The 26078-nt window shown below is 73.4% G+C and carries 22 protein-coding genes; 10 read left to right on the forward strand and 12 right to left on the reverse strand.

Features of this window, described 5'->3' with window-relative positions; translation table 11 throughout:
• Positions 1-59 precede the first annotated feature (59 nt).
• Positions 60-533: a universal stress protein gene (locus ABT300_RS24980; RefSeq protein WP_351679634.1), complete on the forward strand. Its 474-nt coding sequence runs from the start codon at positions 60-62 to the stop codon at positions 531-533.
• A gap of 84 nt (positions 534-617) precedes the next feature.
• On the opposite strand, the gene ABT300_RS24985 is transcribed toward ABT300_RS24980, so the two are convergent.
• Positions 618-1769: a CapA family protein gene (locus tag ABT300_RS24985; protein ID WP_351679699.1), complete on the reverse strand. Its 1152-nt coding sequence runs from the start codon at positions 1767-1769 to the stop codon at positions 618-620.
• Positions 1770-1991: 222 nt separating this feature from the next.
• Here ABT300_RS24985 and ABT300_RS24990 point away from each other — a divergent pair, with 222 nt between their 5' ends.
• The 3 genes from ABT300_RS24990 (at position 1992) to ABT300_RS25000 (ending at position 4018) form a co-directional block, all read left to right on the forward strand.
• A complete protein-coding gene (locus tag ABT300_RS24990; RefSeq protein WP_351679637.1) occupies positions 1992-2540 on the forward strand; it encodes a sigma-70 family RNA polymerase sigma factor in 549 nt (182 codons plus the stop codon).
• Between the two features lie 155 nt (positions 2541-2695).
• Complete coding sequence (locus ABT300_RS24995) at positions 2696-3211, forward strand: hypothetical protein (protein WP_351679640.1); 516 nt, start codon at positions 2696-2698, stop codon at positions 3209-3211.
• Positions 3212-3352: 141 nt separating this feature from the next.
• A complete protein-coding gene (locus tag ABT300_RS25000; protein WP_351679643.1) occupies positions 3353-4018 on the forward strand; it encodes a zf-HC2 domain-containing protein in 666 nt (221 codons plus the stop codon).
• Between the two features lie 56 nt (positions 4019-4074).
• Here ABT300_RS25000 and ABT300_RS25005 read toward each other — a convergent pair whose 3' ends face one another.
• Positions 4075-5136 (reverse strand): M12 family metallopeptidase, encoded by a 1062-nt coding sequence (locus tag ABT300_RS25005; protein WP_351679646.1) that lies wholly within the window; start codon positions 5134-5136, stop codon positions 4075-4077.
• A gap of 256 nt (positions 5137-5392) precedes the next feature.
• On the opposite strand from ABT300_RS25005, the gene ABT300_RS25010 reads away from it, so the two are divergent.
• Entirely contained in the window at positions 5393-6184 is a 792-nt protein-coding gene (locus ABT300_RS25010; RefSeq protein WP_351679650.1) for a DUF4184 family protein, read from the forward strand.
• Positions 6185-6233: 49 nt separating this feature from the next.
• On the opposite strand, the gene ABT300_RS25015 is transcribed toward ABT300_RS25010, so the two are convergent.
• The 3 genes from ABT300_RS25015 to ABT300_RS25025 all read right to left on the reverse strand — a co-directional run bounded on the left by ABT300_RS25015 (position 6234) and on the right by ABT300_RS25025 (position 9735).
• Complete coding sequence (locus ABT300_RS25015) at positions 6234-7097, reverse strand: Fpg/Nei family DNA glycosylase (protein WP_351679652.1); 864 nt, start codon at positions 7095-7097, stop codon at positions 6234-6236.
• A 22-nt stretch (positions 7098-7119) separates the two neighbouring features.
• Positions 7120-9207, reverse strand: coding sequence for a SpoIIE family protein phosphatase (locus ABT300_RS25020; RefSeq protein WP_351679655.1), 2088 nt, complete (start codon positions 9205-9207; stop codon positions 7120-7122).
• Positions 9208-9270: 63 nt separating this feature from the next.
• Complete coding sequence (locus tag ABT300_RS25025; RefSeq protein WP_351679658.1) at positions 9271-9735, reverse strand: hypothetical protein; 465 nt, start codon at positions 9733-9735, stop codon at positions 9271-9273.
• Between the two features lie 172 nt (positions 9736-9907).
• On the opposite strand from ABT300_RS25025, the gene ABT300_RS25030 reads away from it, so the two are divergent.
• Both ABT300_RS25030 and ABT300_RS25035 read left to right on the forward strand, forming a co-directional pair.
• Positions 9908-11329, forward strand: a complete 1422-nt coding sequence (locus ABT300_RS25030; RefSeq protein WP_351679661.1) for a lipase maturation factor family protein — start codon at positions 9908-9910, stop codon at positions 11327-11329.
• 127 nt (positions 11330-11456) lie between these two features.
• Positions 11457-12827: an amidase gene (locus ABT300_RS25035; protein WP_351679664.1), complete on the forward strand. Its 1371-nt coding sequence runs from the start codon at positions 11457-11459 to the stop codon at positions 12825-12827.
• Positions 12828-12958: 131 nt separating this feature from the next.
• Here ABT300_RS25035 and ABT300_RS25040 read toward each other — a convergent pair whose 3' ends face one another.
• Complete coding sequence (locus ABT300_RS25040) at positions 12959-13132, reverse strand: hypothetical protein (RefSeq protein ID WP_107103433.1); 174 nt, start codon at positions 13130-13132, stop codon at positions 12959-12961.
• Between the two features lie 541 nt (positions 13133-13673).
• Here ABT300_RS25040 and ABT300_RS25045 point away from each other — a divergent pair.
• Positions 13674-14453 (forward strand): SDR family oxidoreductase, encoded by a 780-nt coding sequence (locus ABT300_RS25045; protein ID WP_351679669.1) that lies wholly within the window; start codon positions 13674-13676, stop codon positions 14451-14453.
• A gap of 75 nt (positions 14454-14528) precedes the next feature.
• Here the strand turns inward: ABT300_RS25045 and ABT300_RS25050 are convergent, their stop codons facing one another.
• The 5 genes from ABT300_RS25050 to ABT300_RS25070 form a co-directional block, all read right to left on the reverse strand.
• A complete protein-coding gene (locus tag ABT300_RS25050) occupies positions 14529-16037 on the reverse strand; it encodes an SDR family NAD(P)-dependent oxidoreductase (RefSeq protein WP_351679672.1) in 1509 nt (502 codons plus the stop codon).
• 104 nt (positions 16038-16141) lie between these two features.
• The gene (locus tag ABT300_RS25055; RefSeq protein ID WP_351679679.1) at positions 16142-17464 is read right to left on the reverse strand and encodes a wax ester/triacylglycerol synthase family O-acyltransferase; all 1323 of its coding nucleotides are present in this window, start codon (positions 17462-17464) and stop codon (positions 16142-16144) included.
• Between the two features lie 117 nt (positions 17465-17581).
• Positions 17582-18802: a glucose-1-phosphate adenylyltransferase gene (gene glgC, locus ABT300_RS25060; RefSeq protein WP_351679682.1), complete on the reverse strand. Its 1221-nt coding sequence runs from the start codon at positions 18800-18802 to the stop codon at positions 17582-17584.
• Between the two features lie 54 nt (positions 18803-18856).
• Positions 18857-20008: a glycogen synthase gene (gene glgA, locus ABT300_RS25065; protein WP_351679685.1), complete on the reverse strand. Its 1152-nt coding sequence runs from the start codon at positions 20006-20008 to the stop codon at positions 18857-18859.
• A 38-nt stretch (positions 20009-20046) separates the two neighbouring features.
• The gene (locus ABT300_RS25070) at positions 20047-20865 is read right to left on the reverse strand and encodes a (2Fe-2S)-binding protein (RefSeq protein WP_351679687.1); all 819 of its coding nucleotides are present in this window, start codon (positions 20863-20865) and stop codon (positions 20047-20049) included.
• 228 nt (positions 20866-21093) lie between these two features.
• On the opposite strand from ABT300_RS25070, the gene ABT300_RS25075 reads away from it, so the two are divergent.
• Complete coding sequence (locus ABT300_RS25075; RefSeq protein WP_351679690.1) at positions 21094-22473, forward strand: DMT family transporter; 1380 nt, start codon at positions 21094-21096, stop codon at positions 22471-22473.
• Here the strand turns inward: ABT300_RS25075 and ABT300_RS25080 are convergent.
• Entirely contained in the window at positions 22463-23758 is a 1296-nt protein-coding gene (locus tag ABT300_RS25080; RefSeq protein ID WP_351679693.1) for a transglycosylase family protein, read from the reverse strand. The genes ABT300_RS25075 and ABT300_RS25080 overlap by 11 nt on opposite strands.
• A gap of 251 nt (positions 23759-24009) precedes the next feature.
• Between ABT300_RS25080 and gnd the strand changes: the two genes are divergently transcribed.
• Entirely contained in the window at positions 24010-25449 is a 1440-nt protein-coding gene (gene gnd / locus ABT300_RS25085) for an NADP-dependent phosphogluconate dehydrogenase (RefSeq protein WP_351679696.1), read from the forward strand.
• Positions 25450-26078: the final 629 nt, after the last annotated feature.

The following is a 26078-nucleotide window of genomic DNA, read 5'->3' on the forward strand; positions in this document are numbered from 1 at the left end:
GGCCGCCCGTCGGGCGGCCCGGCACGGGCGCGACCTGGGGCTTCCGATAGCCTCGGGCCGTGACGGAACAGCACTCGCAGCAGCCCGCGCACCAGTTCGAGCGAGGCACCGACGGTCCCAAGGTCGTCCTCGTCGGCGTGGACGGATCGGACTCCTCGCTGCGCGCGGCGGCGTACGCCGGCGGGCTGGCCCGTCGCCAGCACGCGCTGCTGGCCGTGGTGTACGTGCAGCCGGTGATGACGGCGGGCGCCGCGCTGGGCGCGCCGGTCGCGCAGACGACCGACGCCGTCGCCGAGGACCTGGTCGCCCAGATCCGCGAGGCCACCGAGCGCACCCGCGGGATATTCGACGTGCGCTGGGAGTTCCACACCTTCCACGGCGACCCCTTCAGCGGCCTGGCGAAGGCGGCGGACCGGCTGAAGGCGGACGCGGTGGTGGTGGGCGCCTCCGAGCAGGCCGGGCACCGGATCGTGGGCTCGGTCGCGGTGCGGCTGGTGAAGGCGGGGCGCTGGCCGGTGACGGTGGTGCCGTGACCCGCCGTCCCGTCCCGTGCCGGCCCGGTCGGGCCCCGTCGGGCCCGGTCCACCCATGGTCGGGCCCCGCCGCGGCGCCCCGTCCTACTTCCCCATCACCAGCCCGTCCTTGGCCGCGCCCCTGCTGAGGACGACGTCCCTGATCCGGTCGCGCACCCCCTGGACGCCGGCGCCCTGGGCGAGGGCCTTGTTCAGGTCGACGACCCGTCCCGCGTCGACGTCGAACATCTGCGGCACGAACTCGGCCCTGCGCACCTCCCAGCGGCCCCCGGTCCGGGCGGGCGGGGCGAAGGTGAAGCGGGCTGCGGTGGACTGGTTGCCGCGTGCGTCCTGGGCGCCCTGGTGGTTGAACATCTCGCCGGCGATCTGGTCGCCCATGCCGTAGACGACCCAGGTGCCGTTGACCTTCTCGTAGGCCTGGGGGACGTGGGCGTGGGTCCCGAGGATCAGGTCGATGTCGGGGCGGCCGTCGGTGCGGGAGCCGGTGAGCGTGCGGGCGAGGGCGAGTTGACGGTCGTCGGGGGCGTCCTGCCATTCGGTCCCCCAGTGCACGGAGACGACCACCACGTCCGCGCCCGCCTTCCGGGCGACCTTGGCGTCGGCGAGGATGCGGTTCTCGTCGATCACGTTGACGGTCCAGGGCTGCCCGGGGGGAAGGGGGTAGCCGTTGGTGTCGTAGGTGTAGGCGAGGTGGGCGACCAGGGCCGGGCCCGCGCGCAGCAGGGTGACCGAGTTGCCCTCGGCCTCGGTGCGCGCGGTGCCGGCGTGCCGCACTCCGGCGGCGTCGAGCGCGTCCAGGGTGCGCTGCACGCCTGCGGCTCCGTCGTCGAGGCTGTGGTTGGAGGCGGTGGAGCAGCCGTCGTAGCCGGTGGCGGCGAGGGCGGCGGCGATCTCGGGCGGGGACTTGAAGACGGGGTAGCCGGTGTAGTCGCCGTTCGCGCCGTACACCGTCTCCATGTGGCACAGGGCCACGTCGGCGCGGGAGACGACGGGGGCGATCCCCGCCAGCATGGGGCGGAAGTCGTAGGCGACGCCGCCGCCGTCGAAGCGGGCGCGGTCGATGACGGTGGTGTGGGGAAGGATGTCGCCGGAGGCGACGAGGGTGAAGCCGCGGGCGCCTGCGGGCGCCGGGCGTCCGGCCCGTTCTCCCGGCCGGTGGTCCTGCGCCTGGCAGGCGGCGGCCGCGGTGAGGACGACCGTCAGGGCCAGGGCCACCTGATGTCTGCGCGCGATCACCGGATCACCCCCGGCCATCCGAATTGTCATATTTATGCATGTCTCACTACTAGTCGATACGGGACGGCCGACCGGTGCGGCACTCCCTTCGTCCACGGGCGATGCCCGCGATCGGCGTAGCCGGGACCGTTCGTCGAACCGTTCGTCGACGCGATCGACCGTCCGCCGCACGCCCCTGTGCGCGCCCTGTCTTGAACCGGCCCCTTGCGATGCCATACGCCCATGACCGCCACCGCCGCCCTCAACGCCCGGACGACGACCGCCGAACACGAGCTCGCCGCGCTCCAGCGCGAGCACGGCCGGCCGCTCTTCGCGCTGCTGCTGCGGCTGTGCGACGGCGACCGCCAGCGCGCCGAGGACCTGGTCCAGGAGACGCTCGTGCGCGCCTGGCAGCATCCGGAGGCGCTGCGCGCCGACGCCTTCGACTCCGTGCGGCCCTGGCTGCTCACCGTCGGCCGGCGCCTCGCGATCGACGCACGGCGGGCCCGCCAGGCCCGGCCCGCCGAGGTCGGCGACGCGGTGCTGGAGAACGCGCCGGTCTGCGCCGACCACGCCGAGCGGGCGGCCGCCGCCCTCGACGTGCGCGAGGCTGTGAAGACTCTCACTCCGGAGCACCGTGAAGTCCTGGTGCTGGTGTATTTCCGAGGGGCGAGTGTGGCGGAGGCCGCCGAAACGCTCGGCATTCCGCCCGGTACCGTGAAGTCCCGCGCGTACTACGCGCTGCGCGCCCTGCGCCGGGTGCTTCCGGGATACGCGGCCGACCTGCACTGAAACCCACGGTCGGGTCAAGCCTTCGCAAAGCGCCTTGCCGAGGACCCCCGTTGGGTAATCGGGTGTCCTTATCCGTGTTCCGGCGGGTCCGGGAAGCGGGTCTCCAGCGTCCCGGCGACGGGCGAAGCGCACGCACCGGAGGAAGGCAGGAAGGGATGCTGCACAGAGGGCACCAGAGCACGGACGGCACCGGCGGCGGCGAACTGACCGTCCCCATGGCCTGGTTGTACGCCGAGTACATCGCGGACGAACTGCTGCGGACCGGTGATCTCATGCCGCCGACGTCCTTCGAGTTCCGCGCCGGGCGCGACGCCCTGGCACTGACGATCTTCCTGTCCGACACGGACGGCGAACTGCCCGGCATCCGGGTCGTGACCCAACTGGAGACCTGGCTTTCGCTCACGGCGTACGACCAGCCATGGCAGGACTGGGTCGGCGCACGTATGTCACAACTGACGGACGAGGCGTCCGCGGCGGAGGGGCCCGCGCCCGATCTGGAACTCGCCGCCGCGGCCTGGCGCTGGCTGGAGGAGACGGAGCTGCTCGCCCCCGACCTCAACGCGGTGCCGGGCGGCTCCCTCGGCGTCGGCGAGGACGACGGACCCAAGGTCTGGACGCCCGCCTGGCAGCTCGGTCTGCCACTCGGCCACCTGGCGATTCATCTTTTCTAGACTCGCACCAATCCGCGGGCCGGACCGCTCCGAACATCTGGGTCACGATTCGGTACGCGGCTTGAGTGATTCCTCTGCCAGGTGCGTACCGGTGGGAGCAACGAGTAACCCCACTGGCACTCAACGGCACGAGGTTTCGGCATGAGGTCCCTGGAAAGGCATCGCGACGTCGGCGCGTACGCGCTCGGCGTGCTGGACGAAGCAGAGGCTTTCCGCTTCGAGGACCACCTCATGGAGTGTCCTCAGTGTGCGGCGCAGGTCACCGAGTTCGGGCCCACCGCACGGCAGATGATGCTCTACCGGCGCGCCACCCCGCGCGCCGTCCACCCCTTCGCCGGGCCCGGCCCGCAGCTCCTCGACCGGCTGATCGCCGAGGTGGCGGCCCGGCACCGGGCGGTGCGCCGGCGCGTGCTGTACGCCGTGGCCGCCTCCGTGGTGGTGGCCCTCGCCGGTCCCGTGATCGCGATGATGGCGGGGGGCGGCAGCGGCGACGGCGGCACGGACGCCGTGCGGCTCACCGCTACGGACGAGAAGTCCGGGGTCTGGGCCCAGATCACCACCGAGAACGAGGCCTGGGGCAGCCATGTGCAGCTGGAGGTCAAGGACGGCGCGGGCCCGCGTGCCTGCCGTCTGATCGCGGTCGGCGTCGACGGCTCCGAGCAGACCGTCACCAGCTGGACCGTCCCCCTGCACGACGCCCGCCCCAACACCATGCAGGGCGCCGCGGCCTGGCACCCCGAAGAGATCGCCCGCTACGAGCTGCGCACGGCGGGCGGCGAGCACCTCGTCACGCTTCCCGCGCGGTGACCGGGCCGGAGTGAGTTCAGGTCACTCCGGCGCCGCCTCACCAGTACCTGTCCGCCTCACCAGTACATGAGGGCCGCTCCGCCGCCGCCCCACGCGGAGTACAGGCGGACCCTGGCCACATAGCGACGGCCCTTGACGAGCCGTACCTCGATGCGGCTGTTGCGGTCCTGTCCGCTGTCGTCCTCGGCGGTCAGATAGCGCGGTTCGCCGTCGCGTTCCTCGAAGAGGACCAGCCTGGCGTCCGCCTGGCCGAAGGCGCCGATCTCGTACTTCCGGGTCTGGGTGGGGACGATCTCGAAGTCGGCCTGCTCGCCCGAGGACAGCTGGAGCGGGTGCGACTGGAACGGCTCGAGCCTCGTCGGCCTGGCCACCAGCGCCGGATACCAGCGCAGCACGTGGTCCTTGTCCACGGCGGAGAGGTCGAGCGGTGACTCGATGCCCTCGCGGCCGTACTTCTCCGGCTTGCGGATCAGGCCGGGCGGGAAGCCGTACTCCATGATCGATTCCGGATCCCAGGCGGAACCGGTCACCTGCGTCTTCGAGAGCTTGCGCAGGATGTTGTGGAAGGTGACCTCCCGAGGCCACTCGTTGGGCAGCCCCGCCAGTTCCGTGTAGACGGCCTCGTCGTCCCACTCGATGCCCGCGAACGGGTTCTGGTGCTCGTGGGCGAAACCGATCGCGTGACCGATCTCGTGCAGCGCCGTGGCCCTGCCGTACGGGGTGTTCAGCTTCCAGCCGAAGCTCATCGTGTGCTCGGTCGTGGCGATCGTCAGGGCGTCCGTGCCCACGAACGAGGCGGAGCCCTCCCGTTCGATGAACGCGATCCGGATCTCGGCCTCGCCCGGATCGTCGACCTCCCTGAACTCCAGCCCGATGCCGAGGGACTTCCACTTGTCGAAGGCGTGGCGCACCTCCTCCAGCTGCTCCGGACCGCCGATGTCCCCGCCCCGGTCGAGGAACGCATAGTGCAGGACGGTGCCGTTGACCCATTTCGTCCCGACCAGCTGTATCGCGGCGGCCCGGTCGGGGCCGAGGTCGGGGCGCAACACGGGCTGTGTCTGCGCCGGTTGGGCGCAGTAGCGAGGGATCTTCGTGTCGTACTCGACTCGTGTGTCCATGGTGATGTTCCTTCTCGGCACAGTCCGAGACGCGGGCGGGGAGCCGCATCGTCCTCGACGCCGGCTCGCGCGGACGGCCGGGGGCGCACATCTGCTCTCCCGCGGGGGACATGACCTGCCGGACCGTGCTCATCTCGAGGATTCGTCCGAGCGGACGATTCCAGCGTCTTGCCACGACGACCGTCGCGCAAGTCGACGTCCCCGTCGATCCGTCGATCCGCGGATCCTGGGGCGCGAGGGCGGCGACGATGGGGCGGTGCCGTTGACGTTCCCTTCCCATGCGGCGGCGGTGATGCCGCTGAAGCTGTCGCGCCCGCGCTGGTTCGACGGGGTCGCGCTCGTGGTCGGATCCACGGCGCCCGACCTCCCCTACGCGGCGGGCGCGCCGCTTGCGACCTACGGCCACGCCTGGGCGGGCCTTGCGGTGTGGTGTGTGCCGCTGAGCGTCGCGGCGGCCCTGCTGATCCGCCTGAGCGCCCCGGCGGCCGCCGCCCACCTGCCGAGGCGGTGGCGCGCGTACGGCGTCCTCGGCACGGTCCGCCGTCCCTGGTACGTGACGGTGTCGTCGGCGTGGCTCGGCGCGGTGACCCACCGCCTGTGGGACGACCTCACGCACGATCAACTGGCAGGCACCACGGTGGGGTTCGCCGCCCTCGGCCACCCCGTGGCGGCGGGCGTCCCCTGGTGGGTCGTCCTGCACACGGTGTCGTCGGCGGCCGGACTGGCCGGCTGGATCTGGGCGTCGGTCCACATCGGCCGCCGCGGCCTGCTGCACCGCTGGCACGGCCCGCCGCCCCTGGTCCAGCGCCGCCCGGCGCTCTGGTGGACGACCGTGTGCGTCACCGCGACGGCCGCCGCGGCGCTCGCCGCGCTTTCGCCGAGCGGGGACATCCCGATCGTGCTCGCCACCCGGCTGCTCGCCGTCCCCGTGGTGGCCTTCGCCGTCGGCGCGGCCGCCGTCCGTCTCGCCGCCCGGCGCGCATCGCCCGGACCGGCGGGGGCGCCGCGTCCCGAGGCGCCGCCGCAGCCGCGGCCCGGCTCCGTGTGACGGCAGGGCCCACGGGGGCGACGCGGGGCGACCGCAGCGGGCCCGCCCGCTACTTCAGCAGACGGGACATCCTTCGGTCGGCCAGTGGGCGGCCGCCCGTCTGGCAGGTGGGGCAGTACTGGAGCGAGGAGTCGCTGAAGGAGACCTCCCGGACGGTGTCGCCGCAGACCGGGCACGGTTGGCCGGCCCGGCCGTGGACGCGCAGACCGCTCTTCTTCTCGGCCTTCAGCCGCCCCGCCGCCAGGCCCCGCGAGCGTTCGACCGCCTCCGTCAGCGTCGTGCGCAGGGCCTCGTGGAGAGTGTGGATCTCCCCCGGCGTCAGGGAGGCCGCCAGCTTGAACGGGGACATCCTCGCCGCGTGCAGGATCTCGTCGCTGTACGCGTTGCCGACGCCGGCGATCAGGCTCTGGTCGCGCAGGGCGCCCTTGAGCTGACGGCGTTCCCCCGCGAGCAGGGCGGCGAAGCGGGCCTCGTCGAAGTCGGCGGCGAGCGGGTCGGGGCCCAGCCGGGCGACGCCGGGCACCTCCTGCGGATCGCGGACCACGTACACCGAGAGCCGCTTCTGGGTGCCGGCCTCGGTGAGGTCGAAGCCCTCGCCGGTCTCCAGGGCGACCCGCAGGGCGAGAGGGCCCTTGCCGGGGCGGGGCCGACCGTCGGGGAGGCGGTCCTTCCAGTGCAGCCAGCCCGCGCGGGCGAGATGGGTGACGAGGTGCAGGCCGCCCGCGGTCGTCAGGTCGAGGAACTTGCCGTGCCGGTGCACGGCGGTGACCTCCTGCCCGTCCAGCGCGGTGACGGGCGGGTCGTACGTCTTCAGCACGCTGATCGCGACAGGCAGCACGCGCACGATCTCGTGGCCGACCAGATGCTCGGCCAGGAAGTCCTTGAGTGCCTCCACCTCGGGAAGTTCCGGCATACGTCCAGAGTGCCACGCGGGCTCAGTGGTGCTCGTGCACGACGAACTCGCACCACACGCACTTCCCGCCGCCCCGCGCCTCCACTCCCCAGCCGTCGGTGAGCAGGTCCACCAGCAGCAGGCCGCGGCCGGAGACGCCCGACTCGCCGGCGTCGCGGCGGCGGGGCAGCGCGCTGGAGGAGTCCTCGACCTCCACGCGCAGCCGGCGGTCGCCGCCGGTCAGCGCGCGCAGGGTGACGATCGCCGCGCCCTCGGTGTGCATGAGGGCGTTGGTGACGAGCTCGTCGGCGACCAGCTCGATCTCGTCGGAGCGGTCCCGGGCCCCCCAGGAGCGGACGGCGGCACGGATCATGTGCCGTGCCTCGGTGAGCGCCTCCGGGTCGCCGGGCGCCACGTGCTGCTGGAGCCGGTTGCCGGACTGCGGGTTGTCCGGGTCGCGCCGGCGCAGCAGCAGGAGGGCCACGTCGTCGTCCCCGCCGCGCTCCTCGGCGATCTCGATGAGCCGGTCGGCGAGCTCGCGTACGTCCTCGGGCCCCGCGGCGATGAAGGCGGCGAGGGTCCGCATGCCGTCGTCGAGGTCGACGCCGGGCTGTTCGACCAGCCCGTCGGTGCACATCAGCAGGGTGTGCCCGGGGTCGAGCTCCACCGTGCCGACCGGGTACCCGAGACTGCCGAACTCGGCGGACAGGCCGAGCGGCAGTCCCCCGGGCACCGGGACGCGCCGGCAGTTCCCGTCCGGGCCGCGCAGCAGGGGCTCGATGTGCCCGGCGCGGACCAGCTGGACGACCCCGGTGGACAGGTCCGCCTCCGCGTAAAGGCAGGTCGCGAAGCGGTCGGTGTCGAGTTCGTGCAGGAAGACGGAGGCCCGGGCCATCACGGCCGCCGGGGTGTGCCCCTCGGCCGCGTAGGCCCTCAGCACGATGCGCAGCTGGCCCATGACGGCGGCCGCGTGCGTGTCGTGGCCCTGGACGTCGCCGATGACCGCGCCGACCCGGCCGCCGGGCAGCGGGATCACGTCGTACCAGTCGCCGCCGATGTCCCGGCCGTTCGCGCCGCCTATGGTGGCGGCTCGGTAGCGGACGGCCACGTCGGCGCCGCGCACGCCGGGGATGGTGCGCGGGAGCATGGCCTGTTGGAGGCCCTGGGCGATGTCCTTCTCCTGCTCGTAGAACATGGCCCGCTGCAGGCTCTGCGCGATGCTGGAGCCGAGGGCGACGAGGATGTTGCGCTCCTCGGGCGTGAAGCCGTGCCGGTCGCTGTAGAGCAGGCCCATCGCGCCGATGGGGCGAGCCTGCACGATGAGCGGCAGATAGGCCGCCGAGGTGATCCTCAGGTCGGTGAGATGCGGCCACAGCACGGGGTAGCCGTCGGCGAACTCCTCGGGCGACTCGATGAAGCGGGGGGTGAGGGTCCGCACGACCTCGCTCATCGGATAGGGCTCGTCGATCCGGGTGACCAGCGTGCCGGGCACGAAGCTGCCCTCCGGCCCCTCGGCGATGAGCCGGATGCGGCCGGCCTCGACCAGGCCCATGACGAGGCTGGTCGCCCCGAGGTGGGTGAGGCCGTGGGTGTCCTTGAGCACGTCGATGACGTCCTGGACGGTGCGGGCGTGCGCGAGGGCCGCCGTGGTGAGCTGGACGACGTTGGTCTGCTCGCGGCGCGCGTCGTCGAGGGCGGCCGCCTCGTGGCGGGCGGCGAGGTCGTGGAGCTCCTCGGTGGCGTCGCGGATGATGCCGACGATCCGGCGCGGGCGGCCGGTGCCGTCGCGCCGGATGTGGCCCTGGGTGTGGGTCCAGCGCAGGGTGCCGTCGCGCAGTCGCAGGCGGAAGTAGGCGCCGTAGTTCTCGCTGCCGTCCTTGATGGCCTGGGAGACCAGCTCGTCCAGACGGCCGGCCTCGTTCGGCGGGACGCGCACGGCGAGCGACGCCGGGTCGCCGTCGTACTCGTCGGGGCGCAGGTCGAAGATCTCGTGGGCCCGGGCGTCCATCAGGAACACGCCGGAGTCCAGGTCCCAGTCGAAGCCGCCCATGCGATTGAGCGCCAGGATCGGATCCGGGTGGGCGGGCCAGTCGTCCGGGAGTGCCAGGGCCCTCGCTCCCCGATCAGCCATGGGCCCACCTTGCCAGGATTTGCCCGATTATTCGACCGGGGAGCGTCGGGCCTGCGGCCACGGTCAGCCGCGGGCGACGTCGACGGGACTGCCGAAGACGGCGTCGGACCGGTCGGGGGCGACGGACGGACCGGGGCCGCCCGACCGGTCCGGCTCGTCCGGCTCGTCCAGCGCGTCGAGTCCGCCGGACTCGCCGGACTCGTCGGGCCCGTCCGGGATCAGCCCGCCGCCGTCGAGCGGGTCGGGCACCTCCGGCACGGTCTCGGGGCCGATCGCGTCGGGGTCGAAGGAGCCGGGGTCGTACGAGCCGGGGTCGAGCCCGCGGTCGAGGTCCGGGCCGTCGGCGTCGGCGTCGGGCCCCGGCTCGCCGGCGAGGGGACCGTCGAAGACGGGGCGGTCGTCGGCGGCCGGGAGGACGACCTCCGAGCCCGGCATCGTGTGGTTCGTCGCCTCGCCGCCGCGACAGGCGACGACGAGCGCCGCCGAGAGCGCGCAGGCGGTGAGGAGAGTGGCTGTGGGTAGGCGCACCACGTGCTCCGCATCGTCCGAACAGATCGAACCGAAGTGGTTCGCCCACTATTGTCTGCTTGATCCGCACGGGTCACGCAAGCGGAGCAGACGGACACGCACCGTGACGATCGGCGTCGAGGAAGGCCCTGTCCCGGACGGGGCGGGATCTGAGCGAAGGAGCGCGACGGCCGTGGACTGGTTCACCGCACCCGACTACTGGCTGAGCCGGCTGGTCTTCCAGCGCGCCCTGGCGGGCCTGTACGTGGTCGCGTTCCTCGCAGCGGCGCTGCAGTTCCGGGCGCTGCTCGGGGAGCGGGGCATGCTGCCGGCGCCCCGGTTCCTCGAGCGCACGCCCTTTCGGCGGGCGCCCAGCCTGTTCCAGCTGCGCTACTCCGACCGGCTGTTCGCGGGCTGCGCGTGGACGGGGTGCGCGGTGTCGGCGGCGCTGCTGGCCGGCGTCGACGCTGTGGTGCCGCTCTGGGCGGCGATGGCGCTGTGGCTGGCGCCGTGGGCGCTGTACCTGTCGATCGTCAACGTGGGCCAGACCTGGTACGGGTTCGGCTGGGAGTCCCTGCTGCTGGAGACCGGCTTCCTCGCGGTGTTCCTCGGCAACGACGAGGTGGCCCCGCCGGTCGTCGTGCTCTTCCTGATCCGCTGGATCCTGTTCCGGGTCGAGTTCGGCGCGGGGCTGATCAAAATGCGGGGAGACGTGTGTTGGCGAAAGCTGACCTGCCTCTACCACCACCACGAGACGCAGCCCATGCCCGGCCCGCTGAGCTGGTTCTTCCACCGTCTGCCCAAGCCGCTGCACCGCGTCGAGGCGGCGGCGAACCACGTCACCCAACTCATCGTGTCGTTCGCGCTGTTCGCCCCTCAGCCGGTGGCGACGGCGGCAGCGACGCTGATGATCCTCACCCAGCTGTGGCTGGTGCTGTCGGGCAACTTCGCCTGGCTGAACTGGATCACCGTCGTCCTGGCGGTCCCGGCGCTGGCACTGCCCGCCGGCCACGGCCCGGGCCCCGACGCCCCGCTCTGGTACGAGGTCACCGTCCTCGCCGTCGCCGCCGCCCTGCTCTTCCTCAGCCACCGGCCGGTGCTCAACATGCTCTCCCGCCGACAGGTGATGAACCGGTCCTTCGACCCGCTCCACCTGGTCAACACCTACGGCGCGTTCGGCAGCGTCAGCCGCATCCGCTACGAGGTGGTGGTCGAGGGCACGCTCGACGCCGTGCCCCGCGAGGACTCCGACTGGCGGGAGTACGAGTTCAAGGGCAAGCCGGGCGATCCACGGCGCCGGCCGCGCCAGTTCGCCCCCTACCATCTGCGCCTGGACTGGATGATGTGGTTCGCGGCGCTCTCCCCCGCCTACGCCGGGACGTGGTTCGCCGCCCTGGTGGAACGGCTGCTGGAGAACGACCGCGACACGCTGAGGCTGCTGCGCCGTTCCCCGTTCCCGCCCGGCGAGCCCCCGCGCCACGTCCGCGCCCGCCTGTTCCGCTACCGGTTCACGACCTGGAGCGAGCTGCGGGAGACGGGCGCGTGGTGGGATCGGACGTATGTGCGCGAGTACCTCCCGCCGACCCGGCTCGCGAACGCGGCCCGGACGCCGTAGGCGCACGCACGGCTCGGAGGCCGTGGGCACGGGCCGCGTGACCCGAAGATCCGGACCCTCTCGACGCGGGGCGTCCGCCGGGGCACAGTTCTCCCTACGTACTCGCGAGTAGTGCAGAGGAGCTGCCGTGGCTGCCTGGGTCGGCCGGACCGCCGTCGAGATCGCCGCCGCCGTGCGGGACAAGCAGGTCACTCCCCGGGAGGTGGTGGCGGAGCACCTCGCGCGGATCGAGCGACTGGACGGCCGCGTCGGCGCGTTCCGCGCGGTGCGGGCCGAGGCCGCGCTCGCGGAGGCCGACGAGGTGGCCGCCCGGGCCGACCTGGGCGAGCTGGCGCTGGCCGGGGTCCCGGTGGCGGTCAAGGACAACCTCGGCGTGCGGGGCGAGGCCATGCGCGTCGGCTCGGCGGCGACGTCCGACGTCCCGTCCGCCGCCGACCATGTCACCGTGGCCCGGCTGCGCGCGGCCGGCGCGGTGGTCGTCGGGCTGACCAACGTGCCGGAACTGTGCGTGTTCGGCACCACGGAGGGCGTCCACGGCGCCGCCCGCAATCCGTGGGACCTCTCCCGCACGGCGGGCGGCTCCTCCGGCGGGAGCGCGGCCGCGGTCGCCGCCGGGATGACGCCGATCGCGCTCGGCAACGACGGCATGGGCTCGCTGCGCATCCCGGCGGCCAACTGCGGCCTGGTGACCGTGAAGCCGGGCCACGGGGTGGTCCCGGCCGGGATCGGGGACGGCGACTGGTTCGGCATGTCGGAGAACGGCCCGCTGGCGACCACGGTGGCGGACGTGCGGCTGATGCTCTCCGTGCTCGCGGACACGGACGTCACGGCGGCCGACGTCACGGCGGCCGACGGCCCCGGGGCGCTGCGGATCGCGGTCTCCGTGCGCAGTCCGCTGGCCGGGGTCGCGGTGAGCGCTCCCTACGCGGGCGCGGCCCGGGACGCGGCCGGCGTGCTGATGAAGGCGGGGCACCTCGTGCGCCGGGCCGACCCGCCCTATCCGCTGTCGCTGGGCGTGACCTCGCTCGCCCACTGGACGGCGGGCACGGCCGTGGACGCGGCCGCCCTCGACGCCCGTCAGCTCACCCGCCGCACCCGGGTGCACGCGGCGCTCGGCCGGCGCTTCCTGAACGGGGTGCGCGAGGGCTCGGCGCGCGAGGAACTGCGGCGGCGGCTGGAGCCGTTCTTCGCGGAGTACGACGTGCTGCTCACCCCGGCGCTGGCGCGGCGGTCGCCGAAGGCCGCGCCGTGGCACGAGCGGGGCTGGCTGCGCAACGTCCTGGCGAACACGAACTACTCGCCGCTGACCCCGCCGTGGAACCTGACCGGCTGGCCGGCCATGGCGGTGCCGTTCGGCACGCTGCCGTCCGGTGCGCCCGCGGCCGTCCAGCTGGTCGGACGGCCGGGATCGGAGGCGCGGCTGCTGCGCGTGGCGGAGCAGCTGGAGAGCCTGCGCCCCTGGCGGCGCACGGCGCCGCTCGACCAGGACACGCCCTGAGGCCCACACGGGCCGGCCCCGGCCACGTCGGCCGGGGCGGATGCGGGGGCAGGTGCGGGGCGGCATGGGCGTGGCTCGGGTGGGTGCGCACGCCCATGCGGCGGTGACCGCGCGAAGCGCGATCCGTGGGTTCAGTCCACGCTGGGCAGGATGTGGTCCTCGGCCAGGTCGTCCTCGTAGCCGGCCAGGCGGATGGGGGCGGAGCGGGCCCACACGTCGAGGCTGCCGATCTCGCCGGGCCTGCGGCCGGCCCGCTCCGTGCGTTCCTTGGGGCGTTGCTCGCGATTCGTCTTCTCCGGTGTCACCGCGCACTCCTTATGTGTCGGGTCACCCTCGGGGCGTGCCGGCCAGTCTGCGGTCCGGCGCTGAACGCTCCCTCGGGTCTGGCTGGAGTCGGTGGCGACACGGTGGCGCCGGTGACTCCCAGGAGAGCTGGCCGTGGTGAACCGGCTTGTCCCAGACGGACGGTGGGTGTGGGTGGCACTCCGTCCTGCTGTCCGTCCGCTATACATTAACCAAATGAGCGGGGCGCCGCTCGATAGGGCCTGAAGATTTGACACAACCGTGGCGCGCCACTCACCAGCCCCCGCCAGTGAATTGAACCCTTTTCATCGCTTTCACACCCTTTGAGTTCACCCGGACGGCGTATGCCGCCGAACGCCTCTCCCGGTCCCGCGTGCCGTCCGACGGCCCGCCCCGCCCTGCCCTCCCCGCCCATCCGGCCCCGCCGAGCCGGACGGCGATCGCCCGGCAGCGGCGGGGGCGGGCGCCGGCGGGACCTACGACTCGTACACAACTCCCTTCCTGGGCCTGTCGGTTGGGAGCCCGCCGTGAGACCGTACGCCGATGACGTCGTCGTCGTACGGGTTGCGCGGCAGGGCCGCCCTCGTCGCCGGGGGCACGCGGGGCATCGGATGGGCGGTGGCCCGGGCGCTCCGTGACGCCGGGGCGCGGGTGTGCGTGAGCGCACGGGACCCCGACGAGGTGCGGCGCGCCGCCGCCGAGCTGGGCGGGGTGGGGCTGGCCGGGAGCGTCGCGGACCCCGGTCATCCCGAGGAGCTCACCGACCTGTGTCTGCGCTCCTTCGGGCGGCTGGACGTCCTGGTGAACAACGCGGCGACAAACCAGCCGTACGGCCCCCTCATGGACGCCGACCCGGACGTCTGGCGGGAGGCGTTCGCCGTGAACGTCGAGGCCCCGTTACGGCTGGTGCAGTGCGCGTGGCGGCGCTGGATGCGCGAGCACGGCGGGGCCGTGGTCAGCGTCTGCACCGAGGGCGCCGGTCATGTGGGGCCGGGCGTCGGCGCGTACGGCACCAGCAAGGCGGCCCTGCTGCACCTCACCCAGCAGCTGGCGGGCGAGCTGGGGCCGGGGGTGCGGGTGAACTCCGTCTCCCCCGGCCTCGTCCGCACGGAGATGGCGCGGTTCGTCTGGGAGCCGAGGGAGCGGGCGGTCGCGCGGGAGCTTCCGCTCGGGCGCATCGGCGAGCCGCAGGACGTGGCCGGGGCGGTGCTGTGGCTGTGCTCGGACGAGGCCCGGTGGATCACCGGCGCGGACCTGCTGGTGGACGGCGGCACGCGGGTGCGGGCGGCACGCGCAGCACGCCAGGAGCCGGGCGCCGGGTGACGCGCGGGCCCGCCGCTGAGCCGGGTCCCGATCCGGCTCCGGCATCGGCTCCGGCTCAGCGGTAAGGGCCTCAGGTCACCACTTGCCCGGCGCGTAGTCCTTGAGGAAGACCCCGTACAGGTCCTCGCCGGCCTCGCCCCGCACGACCGGGTCGTAGACCCGGGCCGCGCCGTCCACCAGGTCGAGGGGCGCGTGGAAGCCCTCCTCCGCGAGGCGCAGCTTGTCGTAGTGCGGGCGCTCGTCGGTGATCCAGCCGGTGTCGACGGAGGTCATGAGGATGCCGTCGGTCTGGAACATCTCCTGCGCGCTGGTGCGGGTCACCATGTTCATCGCGGCCTTGGCGGCGTTCGTGTTCGGGTGCCCGGCGCCCTTGTAGCCACGGCCGAAGACGCCCTCCATGGCCGAGACGTTCACGACGTACGCGCGCCCGCTGCCGGCCTTCGCGGCGGCCTCGGCCATCGCCGGCCGGAGCTTGCTGATCAGGATGAACGGCGACGTGTAGTTGCACAGCTGGGTCTCGAGCAGCTCCACCGGGGAGATCTGCTCGATGGTCTGCACCCAGGTGTTGGTGTCGACGACGTCGGGGACCAGACCGCCCGCGTCGATGGCCGTGCCGTCGAGGTGCCGGGCGACGCTGGCGTTGCCCGCGACCAGGGCGAGCTCGGCGACCTGCTGCGCGTCCAGGGCGCCGGCGCCGATCGGCAGCGCGGCGAGCCCGTCGACGGCGCCGGAGCCGAACGCGCCGATGACGTGGTGCGCGGGCAGTTCGCCGGCGGGCAGCGGGGCGCTCTCGCCGCCCACCAGCGCGGCGTACGCGGAGGGCAGCCGGCGCACGGTCTGGGTGGCGTTGTTGATGAGGATGTCGAGCGGACCCGCCGCGGCGACCTGCTCGGCGAGGGCCACGGCCTGCGCCGGGTCGCGCAGGTCGATGCCGACGACCTCCAGGCGGTGGAGCCAGTCGGCCGAGTCGTCCATGGCCTTGAAACGGCGGATGGCGTCCTTCGGGAACCGCGTGGTGATCGTGGTGTGCGCGCCGTCGCGCAGCAGCCGCAGCGCGATGTACATGCCGATCTTGGCGCGGCCGCCGGTGAGCAGCGCACGCTTGCCGGTGAGGTCGGCGCGCACGTCGCGCTTGTCGCGGTTGAGGCGGGCGCACTCGGGACAGAGCTGGTGGTAGAAGTAGTCGACCTCGACGTAGCGGGTCTTGCAGGTGTAGCAGGAGCGCGGTCGCTGGAGTATCCCGGCGATCCTGCCCTCCTCGGTGACGGACGACGGCAGGATGCCCTCGGTCTCGTCGTCGATGCGCTGGGCGGAGCCGGTCGCGGTGGCCTCGGTGACCGACTTGTCGTGGGCGGTCTTGGCGGCCCGGCGCTCCTGGCGGCGGCGCTGCTTGACGGTGCGGTAGACGCCCGCGGTGGCCCGGCGCACGGCGATCGCGTCCGGGTGGTCCACGTCGAGCTTGTCGAGCTCCTCCAGCACGCCGAGGCAGACGGCGAGCCGCTCGGGATCGATGCCGGGCCCGTGCACGACCGTGTCCACGGCCTCCTCGGTGATCGCCGCCGAGTTGTCCTCTGTCACCGTCATCGCGCTGCCGCTTCCCTGCTCACCCGGGCGGCGCTCCGACCGCGCCCGCCTTACGAAGGGGGAATTTTACGGAGCGCCGCGCCCGTCCTCCAAACGCGTTCCCGTCAAGGGCCGCAGGCCGTGATGAGCGTCTCCACCTCGGCGCTCAGCGCGTGGGCGACCCGGTCGAGGTCGGGCACCGCCTCGGCGTCGGCGACGAGCCCGTAGTGGACGCGGCCGCGGTAGGTGGAGACGGCGACGGCCAGGGCCTGGCCGCGGGCCAGCGGCGCGTAGGGGAAGACCTCGTCGACCGGGTTCCCGCCGAGTTTCAGGCCGAGGCTGGGCAGCGGGACGCTGGTGACGAGGATGTCGAACCAGAAGCGGGCGGCCTGGCCGGCCAGCGGCCCGCCGAGCCGGTGGCCGAGAGCCGGGACGTGGTCGGCGAGCAGGGCGACGGCGCCCGCGCCCCGGTGCGGCCCGGCGTCCTTGTTGCGGTCCATGGCGGTGCGGACGTGGGCGAGCCTGCCGAGCGGGTCCGGGTCGTCCACCGGAAGCCGCACCACGTACCCGGAGAGCCGGTTGCCCTGCGGGTGGGCGGTGCGCGGGCGACGCTGGGACACGGGGATCAGGGCGCGCGGCCGCACGCCCGCGCTGCCGTCCCCGCGCTCGTCGAGCCAGCGGCGCAGGGCGCCGGCGACGACCGCGATCAGCACGTCGTTGACGGTGCCGCCGGCGACCTTGCGGATCCGGTGCACGTCGTCGAGGTCGATGACCACGCCGGCGGTGCGGCGGGTGCCGCTGGCCTCGGCGGTGAGCGCGGTGCTCGAGCGCACGCCGAGGCCGGAGACGGCGAGCGAGGCGCCGATGTCGAGGGCGCGGCCCACGTCGGAGACGGCCCCGCGCAGCAGTCCGCGCAGCCGGTCCACGTCGGGGATGAGCCGCCGGGCGGGCTCGGCCGGGCGGGGCCGGCGCTCGGGCAGGTCCATCGGGTCGAGGACGGCCGCGGCCAGCGTCAGGGCGCGCAGACCGTCGGCGAGAGCGTGGTGGAACTTGAAGAGGACGGCGAAGGAGGCGCCGTCCTCGCTCGGCAGGACGTGCGCCTCCCAGGGCGGACGGCCGCGCTCCAGCGGCCGTTCCATGAGGCGGCCGGCCACGGTCTGGAAGTCGGCCGTCGGGGCGTGCAGACGGACGTGGTGGCGGGGGTCGAAGTCCGGGTCGGCCTCGCGCACCGCTCCCCCGAAGGCGAGCGGCTGCCACACGTCCCGGATCCGCATCCGCAGCCCGGGGACGCCGGACGCCCGGGACGCGAGCAGGTCGGCCGCGTGGGCGCCCGCGGCGGGCGAGTGCGCCGAGAAGACACCGAGCGCGGCCAGGTGCATGGGGTGCTCGGCCGACTCGAGGTTCCAGAACGCCAGGTCGAGGGGGGCCAGCAGATCATCAGCAGTCACGGACTTGCCTCGCGTCGAGGACGGGTTGAGCGAAGGACGGGTGGGAGCCAGTCAACCCCTCGGAGGCGATTACGGTCAAGCACGATCAGGCTACGCACAGTTAACATCGGATTAAGTTCATGACACCAAGCAGCCCTTACCCAGGGCGATCACCCCGCCCGGGGACACCGTGTACAGCTCCGCGTCCCGCTCCGGGTTCACGCCGATGGTCGCGCCCGGAGGGACGTCGACGTTCTTGTCCAGGACCGCCCCGCGCACCACGGCGCCCCGTCCGATGTGCACGTTGTCGTGCAGGATCGAGCCCTGGACGACCGCGCCCGGGTCGACCACCACCCCCGGCGACAGCACCGACCGGGTCACCTGTCCACGGATCAGGCACCCCGAACTGATGATCGACTCACCGGCGATGCCTCCCGCGTTGAAACGCGCCGGGGAGAGCTGGCCCGAGTGGGTGTAGATCGGCCAGCTGCGGTTGTACAGGTTGAACGCCGGGCGCTCGGCGATCAGGTCCATATGGGCGTCGTAGTACGCGTCGAGCGTGCCGACGTCCCGCCAGTAGCCCTGGTCCCGGGTGGTCTCGCCGGGGACGTGGTTCTCGCTGAAGTCGTACAGCCCCGCCTCGCCGCGGTCGGTGAGCTGGGGGAGGATCGAGCCGCCCATGTCGTGCACGGACGACTCGTCCTCGGCGTCCCGCTGGAGCGCCTCTATGAGGGCCTTGGTGGTGAAGATGTAGTTGCCCATCGACGCGAACACCGAATCCGGGTCGTCGGCGAGCCCCGGCGGGTCGGCCGGCTTCTCCAGGAAGCGCTCGACCGTCTGACCGTCCGAACCGGGGGTGATCACCCCGAAGGACGAGGACTCGCCCCGCGGGACCCGGATGCCCGCCACGGTGACGCCCGCGCCGCTCTCGATGTGCTGGGCGAGCATCTGGCGCGGATCCATGCGGTAGACGTGGTCGGCGCCGAACACGGCCACGTACTCGGGCCGTTCGTCGTAGATCAGGTTCAGCGACTGCAGGATGGCGTCGGCGCTGCCGAGGTACCAGCGCGGGCCGAGCCGCTGCTGCGCCGGGACGGGGGTCACGTAGTTGCCGAGCAGGCTCGACATGCGCCACGTCGTCGTGATGTGCCGGTCCAGCGAGTGCGACTTGTACTGCGTCAGCACGCAGATGCGCAGGATGTCGGCGTTGACGAGATTCGACAGGACGAAGTCGACGAGCCGGTAGGTGCCGCCGAACGTGACCGCGGGCTTGGCCCGGTCGGCGGTGAGCGGCATCAGCCGCTTGCCCTCACCGCCCGCCAGCACGATCCCGAGCACCGTAGGTCCTCCACGCCGCATGGCCGCTCTCCTCACCCTGGTCGGATACCCATGGCTGCCCCGGCGCGGGGCTCCCTACGCCTGTTTGGCGATCTCCTGATACAGCCGGACCGTCCGCCGCGCCACCGCGTCCCAGCCGAACTCCCCCACCGCACGCGCCCGTCCGGCCTCGCCCATCCGCGCCGCGGCCGCCGGATCGCCGAGGATCCCGTCCAGCGCGCCCGCGAGGCTCGCCTCGAAATCCTCGTCGACGGTCACCAGCCTGCCCGTCACCCCGTCCTCGACGACCTCCGGGATCCCGCCGACCCGGGAGGCCACCACGGGCGTGCCGCAGGCCATCGCCTCCAGGTTGACGATGCCCAGCGGCTCGTACACCGAGGGGCAGACGAAGACGGCCGCGTGCGTGAGCAGTTGGATCACCTCGGGGCGCGGCAGCATCTTCGGGATCCAGTGCACCCCGTCCCGGGAGCCGCGCAGCTCGGTGAAGAGATCGCGGAACTCCCGCTCGATCTCAGGGGTGTCGGGGGCTCCGGCGCACAGCACGACCTGCGCCGCGGGATCGATGTCCCGTACGGCGCGCAGCAGATGCGGCACGCCCTTCTGCCGGGTGATCCGGCCGACGAACAGCACGAACGGCCGGTCCGGGTCGAGGCCGATCCGGCGCAGCGCGTCCGTGCCGTGGTCGGGCCGGTAGAGCGCCGTGTCGATGCCGTTGTGCACGACGTGGACCCGCTCCGGGGCGAGCGAGGGGTAGCAGGCGAGGATGTCCTCGCGCATCGCGCCGGAGACGGCGATCACCGCGTCGGCGGCCTCCACCGCGGTCCGCTCGGCCCAGCTCGACAGGGCGTAGCCACCGCCGAGTTGCTCGGCCTTCCAGGGCCGCAGCGGCTCCAGCGAGTGCGCGGTCACCACGTGCGGGACGCCGTACAGCTCCTTGGCGAGATGACCGGCGAGGTTCGCGTACCAGGTGTGGGAGTGGACGAGTTCACGCCCTTCGAGGGCGGCCGCCATGCCCAGGTCGACCGAGAAGGTGCGCAGCGCGTCGTTGGCGCCGTCCAGGGCCGACCACGGCCGGTGCCGCTGCACCCCGTCCGTGCGGCCCTCGCCCCAGCAGTGCACGTCGAGGTCGATCAGCCGTCGCAACTCGCGGGCGAGGAACTCCACATGGACGCCCGCGCCGCCGTACACGTCCGGGGGATACTCCCGGGTCAGCAGGCCTACTCGCACCCGGAACCCCCAGTCTCAGCGGCCGACTCCCTTCATGGTCACCCAGACGGGGCGCGCGGGGAAGAGCGCGGGGATCGTGTGAAGCAACAGTCGCCGCAGACGCCTGCGCCGGGGACCCGGTAGTACAGGCAGCAGCTGCGGCGGCGGAAGACGCCGTCGGACAGCGTGCCGGCGTCCGTGAGGAGCGGGTGGGCGAGGAGCGCCGCGGTGAGGTCACGCGTGCGTGCGGCGACGTCGGGGCGGCCGTGCTCGTCCGCCCACCCGGCCAGCAGACGTGCCGTCGCGGCGAGGGCGGAGGCGGCGTTGCCGCGCAGCAGGCCGGGCGCGACCGGGCAGCGGGCGCGCAGGGCAGCGGAGAGCGGTTCGAGATGGTCCTCCAGGACGGTCTCCGCCACCGACTCGGCCACGCCCGCCACGGAATCGGCCACGCCCGCCGCGCCGCCGGGCCGGGCACGCACCCGCGTCAGCCACAGGTCGTCCGGGGCGGTCGCGTCCGGGTCCCAGCGCAGCAGCTCGGGGGCCAGGTCGGGAACGCGCCCGTACAGGACGGTGCAGCCCAGAGCGACCGACCACAGCCGGGCCGCCAGCCCCTGCTGCGCCACCGACGCGCCGATCCGCTCCTCGGGGGCCCGCAGCGCGCGGGTCACTTTTCGGACACGAAAGGCCAACGGGTCGTGGTGACGTTCCGCTCCGGCGCTCCCGGCGGCCCCCTGCGAAGGCGGCGCCGGAGTCCGTGCGTAGGCCTGCGCGAGGGTGGCCGGCCGCCGGTCGGGCTCTCCTGGGCTCCCTAGTGGCGTGCGCACGGCGAAGAAACCGCCGAGCGGGCGGAGCAGGGCGAGTTCGGGGTCGAGGTCCACGAAGTCCAGTAGTACCAAGGGAGGCCAGGGGCCGGGGTCAGGGGGATCCCTGGTCCGTCACCCGTCTGAGGGAGGACGCAGGGCCTTTCGTACTCCATCGGCAGTAGGACTCATTGCGTGCTCAGGGACGACGACGGGAACAGATCGACAAGGCATCGTGTTGGTTATGAGAGCCGACCGTACGCCGCGCCGGGCCGAGTGCCCCCGCCTCACGCAGAGGAGCAGCTCATGAGCGCCCTCGCGTTGTCCGTGGTCCTGTCGCTCGTCTCCGCTGTCGCTTACGCGGGCGGGGCGATCGTGCAGGAGCAGGTGGCGGTGTCCTCCCCCGACGAGGAATACGCTCCGCTGCGCCGCCCGGGCTGGTGGGCCGCGGTCGCGCTGAACGGCCTCGGCGGACTCCTGCACGTGGTGGCGCTCGCCTACGGTCCGCTCAGCCTGGTCCAGCCGCTGGGCGCGCTGACGATCGTGTTCGCGCTGCCCATGGCCGCGCTGTTCGTCGGCCGCCGGGCCGGGACGACGGCCTGGCGGGGCGCGATCATGGCGACGGTCGGTCTCGCGGGCCTGCTGTCCCTGGTCGGGGCGGCCGACGCACAGTCGCTGACCACTCCCCAGCGGATCACGGTGGCCGTGGTCACCGCCGCCGCGGTGGTCGCCCTGATGATCGCCGGACGCGCCGCGCACCGGCACCCGGTGGTCCGCAGCGTGCTGCTGGCGACCGCGTCGGGCATCGCCTTCGGCATGTCGTCGGTGTTCACTAAGACCGTCGCGGTCGACTGGACGGACGGCGTCTCGGCGGCCGACATCCCCTCGCTGGCCGTCATCGGGGTGCTGGCGACGGCCGGCATGCTGCTCTCCCAGGCGTCCTACCGGGGCGCCGGCCTCGCCGCGCCGCTGGCCACGCTGACCGTGATCAACCCGGTGGTGGCGGCCGCGGTCGGCATCACGATGTTCGGCGAGACCTTCCGCCACGGCACCACGGGCACCGTGCTCGCCCTGGGCTGCGCCGTGGTGGCGGCGGGCGGACTGATCCTGCTCACGACGGAGCGCCTGCAGACCACGCAGGCACAGCCGGAGCCGGAGACGCCCGGTGTGCCGACCGCGCGCACGCAGCCCGACAGCGTCACGACGGCCGTCCCGGCGCCGGCTGCCGCGACTGCACCGCTCCCGGCGCCTGTACGGTTCCCCGCGCCTGCCGCGGCTCCGGCGTTCCGGGCGCCTACGGCGTTCCCGGCGCCTGCCGCCCTCGCCGTGGAACCGAATGCCACGGCCGGGACCGGCCCGGACCGTCTCGTCTCCGGGACCGGCCCGGACCTTCTGATCTCCGCCTCGGTCGCCGACGGGAAGGCACGCGGGGCGGACGACCGCCTCCGCGACGGCCGGTACGACGGCTCCCGCGACGATCTGGAAGACCTGAGCGACCTGAGTGACCTGGAAGGCCTGGGCGGTCTGGAAGGCCTGGGCGATCTGTACGAGGACGCGCGCGCCGGGCAGTCGGCCGCCGCCGTGACGGCCGCCGTCCTGCCGTCGTTGTACACCCCGCTCTACGGGGGGCTGCACATCCCGGTGCCGGTCACGGTGGACCGGCACCGGGTGCGGATCAAATCCTGACGCCGCCGGCCCTCAGATACGCCACCGGGTCGACGTCCGATCCGAAACCGGGCCCCGTCCGCACCTCGAAGTGCAGATGCGGGCCCGTGCTGTTGCCCGTGGAGCCGGACCGGCCGATGCGCTGACCGGCGCCCACCGACTGGCCGTCCCGCACGGAGATGGCCGACAGGTGGGCGTACTGGGTGTAGCGGCCGTCGCCGTGCCGGATGACCACCTGGTAGCCGAACGATCCGCCCCAGCCCGCGCTCACCACTTCCCCGGCCGCGACCGCCTTCACCGTCGTCCCCGTGGCCACGGGGAAGTCGACCCCGGTGTGGTAGCCCTTCGACCAGGACGAACCGGAGGCGTGGTACCGCGTTCCGGTGGCCGCGTCGACGGGAGCCACGAAGGAACGCCCGGCCGACGACCCGCCGTCGCGCTTCTCCGCCTTGGCGCCCTTGGAGTTCCTGGAGTCCTTGGAGTTCTTGGCCGGTTTGCTCTGCTTGTGCTGCTCGCCCTGGCCGCTCGGTCTGCCATGACCGCTCGGCTTGCCGTGACTGCTCGCGGTGCCGCCGGCCGGCGTCGCCCCGGCCCGCAGACTGAGCCGCTGACCGGGCAGGATCAGGTCGGGGTCGGCGCCGATGACCGTCCGGTTAGCCGCGTACAGGCCCTGCCAGCCGCCGCGGACGTCCTCGTCGTCGGCGATGCCGGACAGGGTGTCGCCGCGGACGACCGTGTACATCTCCGCGGTGCCGGCACGGGACTGCGGGGTGCTCTGCGGCCGCACGTCGTCCAGGGACGTCCTCGACGTGCCGGACTTCTTCGCCCCGGTCGCCCCGGTCGCCCGGGACGTGCCGCTCTTGTCGCTCTTGCCGCTCTTCGCGGCCGTCTTCCCCGAGCCGTTCGGGTGGACGTCGGGGGCGTCGCCGCCGCGGCTCAGGCCGGCCCGCACCGAGCACGCCGGCCACGCGCCGGGCCCCTGCCCGTCGAGCACCTTCTCGGCCACGGCGATCTGCTGGTCCCTGGTGGCCAGATCCGCTCGGGGCGCATACCGCGTGCCGCCGTACGCCTCCCACGTGGACTGAGTGAACTGCAGTCCGCCGTAGTAGCCGTTGCCGGAGTTGATGTCCCAGTCGTTCGTCGACTCGCAGGCGGCGACCTTGTCCCAGGTGTCGGCGTCGGCCGCCTGCGCGGTCGCCGCGCCCATGAGCGGTATCGCCATGCCGGCGCCGCCCGCCGTGACGGTGAGTGAGGCGCGGTTGATCCTGTTCGGCTGATACCGGCGGTGCCGGCCGCGTACGGCCATGGGGTCCCCCTCGACAGTGCGTCAGGAGCGGCAAAAGTATGGGCTGCGAACAGGCCATGACAAGACGACAACCGGCCGCTCCGGCGCCGTCGGGAGCGCGACCGCCGCCGGGAAGGCCACCGCGAGGGCCGCCGGGAGGCCCACGCGGGCCGGTCACGGAACGAATCGGCACGGGAAACCGTCAAGATGGACCCGAGGACGACAGGATGACAGCACGCTACCGATGCGCACCCCTGGAGGAGCCACCCGCTATGAGCACTTCAGCCCAGATCGGCGTCACGGGACTCGCGGTGATGGGCCGCAATCTCGCCCGCAACTTCGCACGCAACGGTTACGCGGTCGCGGTGCACAACCGCACGGCGGCCCGCACCCACGCGCTGGTGGAGGAGTTCGGTCACGAGGGCGAGTTCGTGGCGGCCGAGACCGCCAAGGACTTCGTCGCGGCGCTGGAACGACCCCGCCGCCTGGTCGTCATGGTCAAGGCGGGTGAGCCCACCGACGCCGTGATCCGGGAGTTCGCGCCGCTGCTCGAGCCCGGCGACATGATCATCGACGGCGGCAACGCGCACTTCGCCGACACCCGGCGCCGTGAGCGCGAACTGCGCGAACAGGGGCTCCACTTCGTCGGCGCCGGCATCTCCGGCGGCGAGGAGGGCGCGCTGCACGGCCCGAGCGTCATGCCGGGCGGTTCCCCCGAGTCGTACGAGTCGCTGGGCCCGATGCTGGAGAAGATCTCCGCCAAGGCCGCGGACGGAGCGCCCTGCGTCACCCACGTGGGACCCGACGGCGCGGGCCACTTCGTGAAGATGGTGCACAACGGCATCGAGTACGCCGACATGCAGCTCATCGGCGAGGCGTACCAGCTGCTGCGCGACGTCGCCGGGTACGAGCCCGCGCAGATCGCGGACATCTTCCGCACCTGGAACACGGGCCGCCTCGACTCCTACCTGATCGAGATCACCGCCGAGGTGCTGTCCCACGTGGACGCGGCGACCGGCAGGCCCTTCGTGGACGTCGTCGTGGACCAGGCCGAGCAGAAGGGCACCGGCCGCTGGACCGTCCAGATCGCGCTCGACCTCGGGGTTCCGGTGTCGGGGATCGCGGAGGCGGTCTTCGCGCGGTCGCTGTCGGGACACGCGGGTCTGCGCGAGGCCTCGCGCGGTCTGGCGGGACCGAAGGCCGCCGCGCTCGGCGAGGCGGAGGCACAGGCGTTCGCCGACCGGGTGGAGCAGGCGCTGTACGCCTCCAAGATCGTGTCGTACACGCAGGGCTTCCACGAGATCGCGGCGGGCAGCGAGGAGTACGGCTGGGACGTCGACCTCGGCGCCGTCTCCTCGATCTGGCGGGGCGGCTGCATCATCCGCGCGGCCTTCCTGGACCGGATCCGCGCCGCGTACGACGCCCGGGCCGACCTGCCGAGCCTGCTCTCCGACGCGACGTTCGCCTCCGAGATCGCGGCGGCGCAGGACGCGTGGCGCGAGGTGCTGGTGTCGGCGACGCTGCAGGGCGTTCCGACTCCCGGCTTCGCCGCGGCACTGGCGTACTACGACGCCCTGCGGGCGGAGCGGCTGCCCGCGGCGCTCACGCAGGGGCAGCGGGACTTCTTCGGGGCGCACACGTACCGGAGGGTGGACCGGGAGGGCGCGTTCCACACGCTGTGGGGCGGGGACCGCTCGGAGGTGGAGGCGTAGGCGCAGCTCCCGGGATTCGGGATCCGCGCCCCGGCACCCGTGCCCCGGGAAGCGCCCGCCGGCGGTGGCGGTGAGCGGTGTCGGGGCCGCCCACCGCCGCCGCGCCGGTCAGGTCAGGTGAGGGGCGGGCCCGGTTCCGGGCTGGGGACGGGCTCCGGCCCCGGCGGGATCGGCGACGGCGACGGGCCCGGCGGCTGCGGGGGCGGCGCCGGATCCGGGCCGGGCGGCTGCGGGCCGGGGGGCTGCGGCTCGGGCGTGGGCACCGGGCTGGGGAAGGGCTCCGGGCTCGGGAAGGGCTCCGGAGGGACGGGGTCGGGGCCCGGCGTCGGCCCGGGCGGGACGGGGTCGGGGTACGGGTCGGTCATCGTGTCCTCCGGCCGCTTGCGGGGGCTTGGCTGTGGAACTACTCCCCCGCGTACCCGAGGCCGCCCCGCACACTCACCCGCGTGGCCGCGACCGGCCGTCGCCCCGAGGGCGTCCGAGCAGACGGTCGGACGCGAAGGAGGTCGACGGCGGCCACGGGGCCGACGGCCGACCGAGTCCCGGAACCGCCCGCCCCAGGGCCGCCGACACCCCGGTGGCCTGCCTCCCGGTCGCCTCACACGCCGACCCACCGGGAGGCAGGTCAC

This window comes from Streptomyces sp. NPDC001027, assembly GCF_040299045.1.
Lineage (GTDB): Bacteria > Actinomycetota > Actinomycetes > Streptomycetales > Streptomycetaceae > Streptomyces.

Excerpts from the sequence above, each read along its gene's own strand:
- ABT300_RS25050 (WP_351679672.1), bottom strand. The coding sequence starts at position 16,037 with ATGACGGTGACAGAGGACAACTCGGCGGCGATCACCGAGGAGGCCGTG.
- ABT300_RS25015 (WP_351679652.1), bottom strand. The coding sequence starts at position 7,097 with ATGCCGGAACTTCCCGAGGTGGAGGCACTCAAGGACTTCCTGGCCGAG.
- ABT300_RS24995 (WP_351679640.1), top strand. The coding sequence starts at position 2,696 with ATGCTGCACAGAGGGCACCAGAGCACGGACGGCACCGGCGGCGGCGAA.
- ABT300_RS25005 (WP_351679646.1), bottom strand. The coding sequence starts at position 5,136 with ATGGACACACGAGTCGAGTACGACACGAAGATCCCTCGCTACTGCGCC.
- gnd (WP_351679696.1), top strand. The coding sequence starts at position 24,010 with ATGAGCACTTCAGCCCAGATCGGCGTCACGGGACTCGCGGTGATGGGC.
- glgC (WP_351679682.1), bottom strand. The coding sequence starts at position 18,802 with ATGCGGCGTGGAGGACCTACGGTGCTCGGGATCGTGCTGGCGGGCGGT.
- ABT300_RS25080 (WP_351679693.1), bottom strand. The coding sequence starts at position 23,758 with ATGGCCGTACGCGGCCGGCACCGCCGGTATCAGCCGAACAGGATCAAC.
- ABT300_RS25020 (WP_351679655.1), bottom strand. The coding sequence starts at position 9,207 with ATGGCTGATCGGGGAGCGAGGGCCCTGGCACTCCCGGACGACTGGCCC.
- ABT300_RS24990 (WP_351679637.1), top strand. The coding sequence starts at position 1,992 with ATGACCGCCACCGCCGCCCTCAACGCCCGGACGACGACCGCCGAACAC.
- ABT300_RS25000 (WP_351679643.1), top strand. The coding sequence starts at position 3,353 with ATGAGGTCCCTGGAAAGGCATCGCGACGTCGGCGCGTACGCGCTCGGC.
- ABT300_RS25045 (WP_351679669.1), top strand. The coding sequence starts at position 13,674 with ATGACGTCGTCGTCGTACGGGTTGCGCGGCAGGGCCGCCCTCGTCGCC.
- ABT300_RS25075 (WP_351679690.1), top strand. The coding sequence starts at position 21,094 with ATGAGCGCCCTCGCGTTGTCCGTGGTCCTGTCGCTCGTCTCCGCTGTC.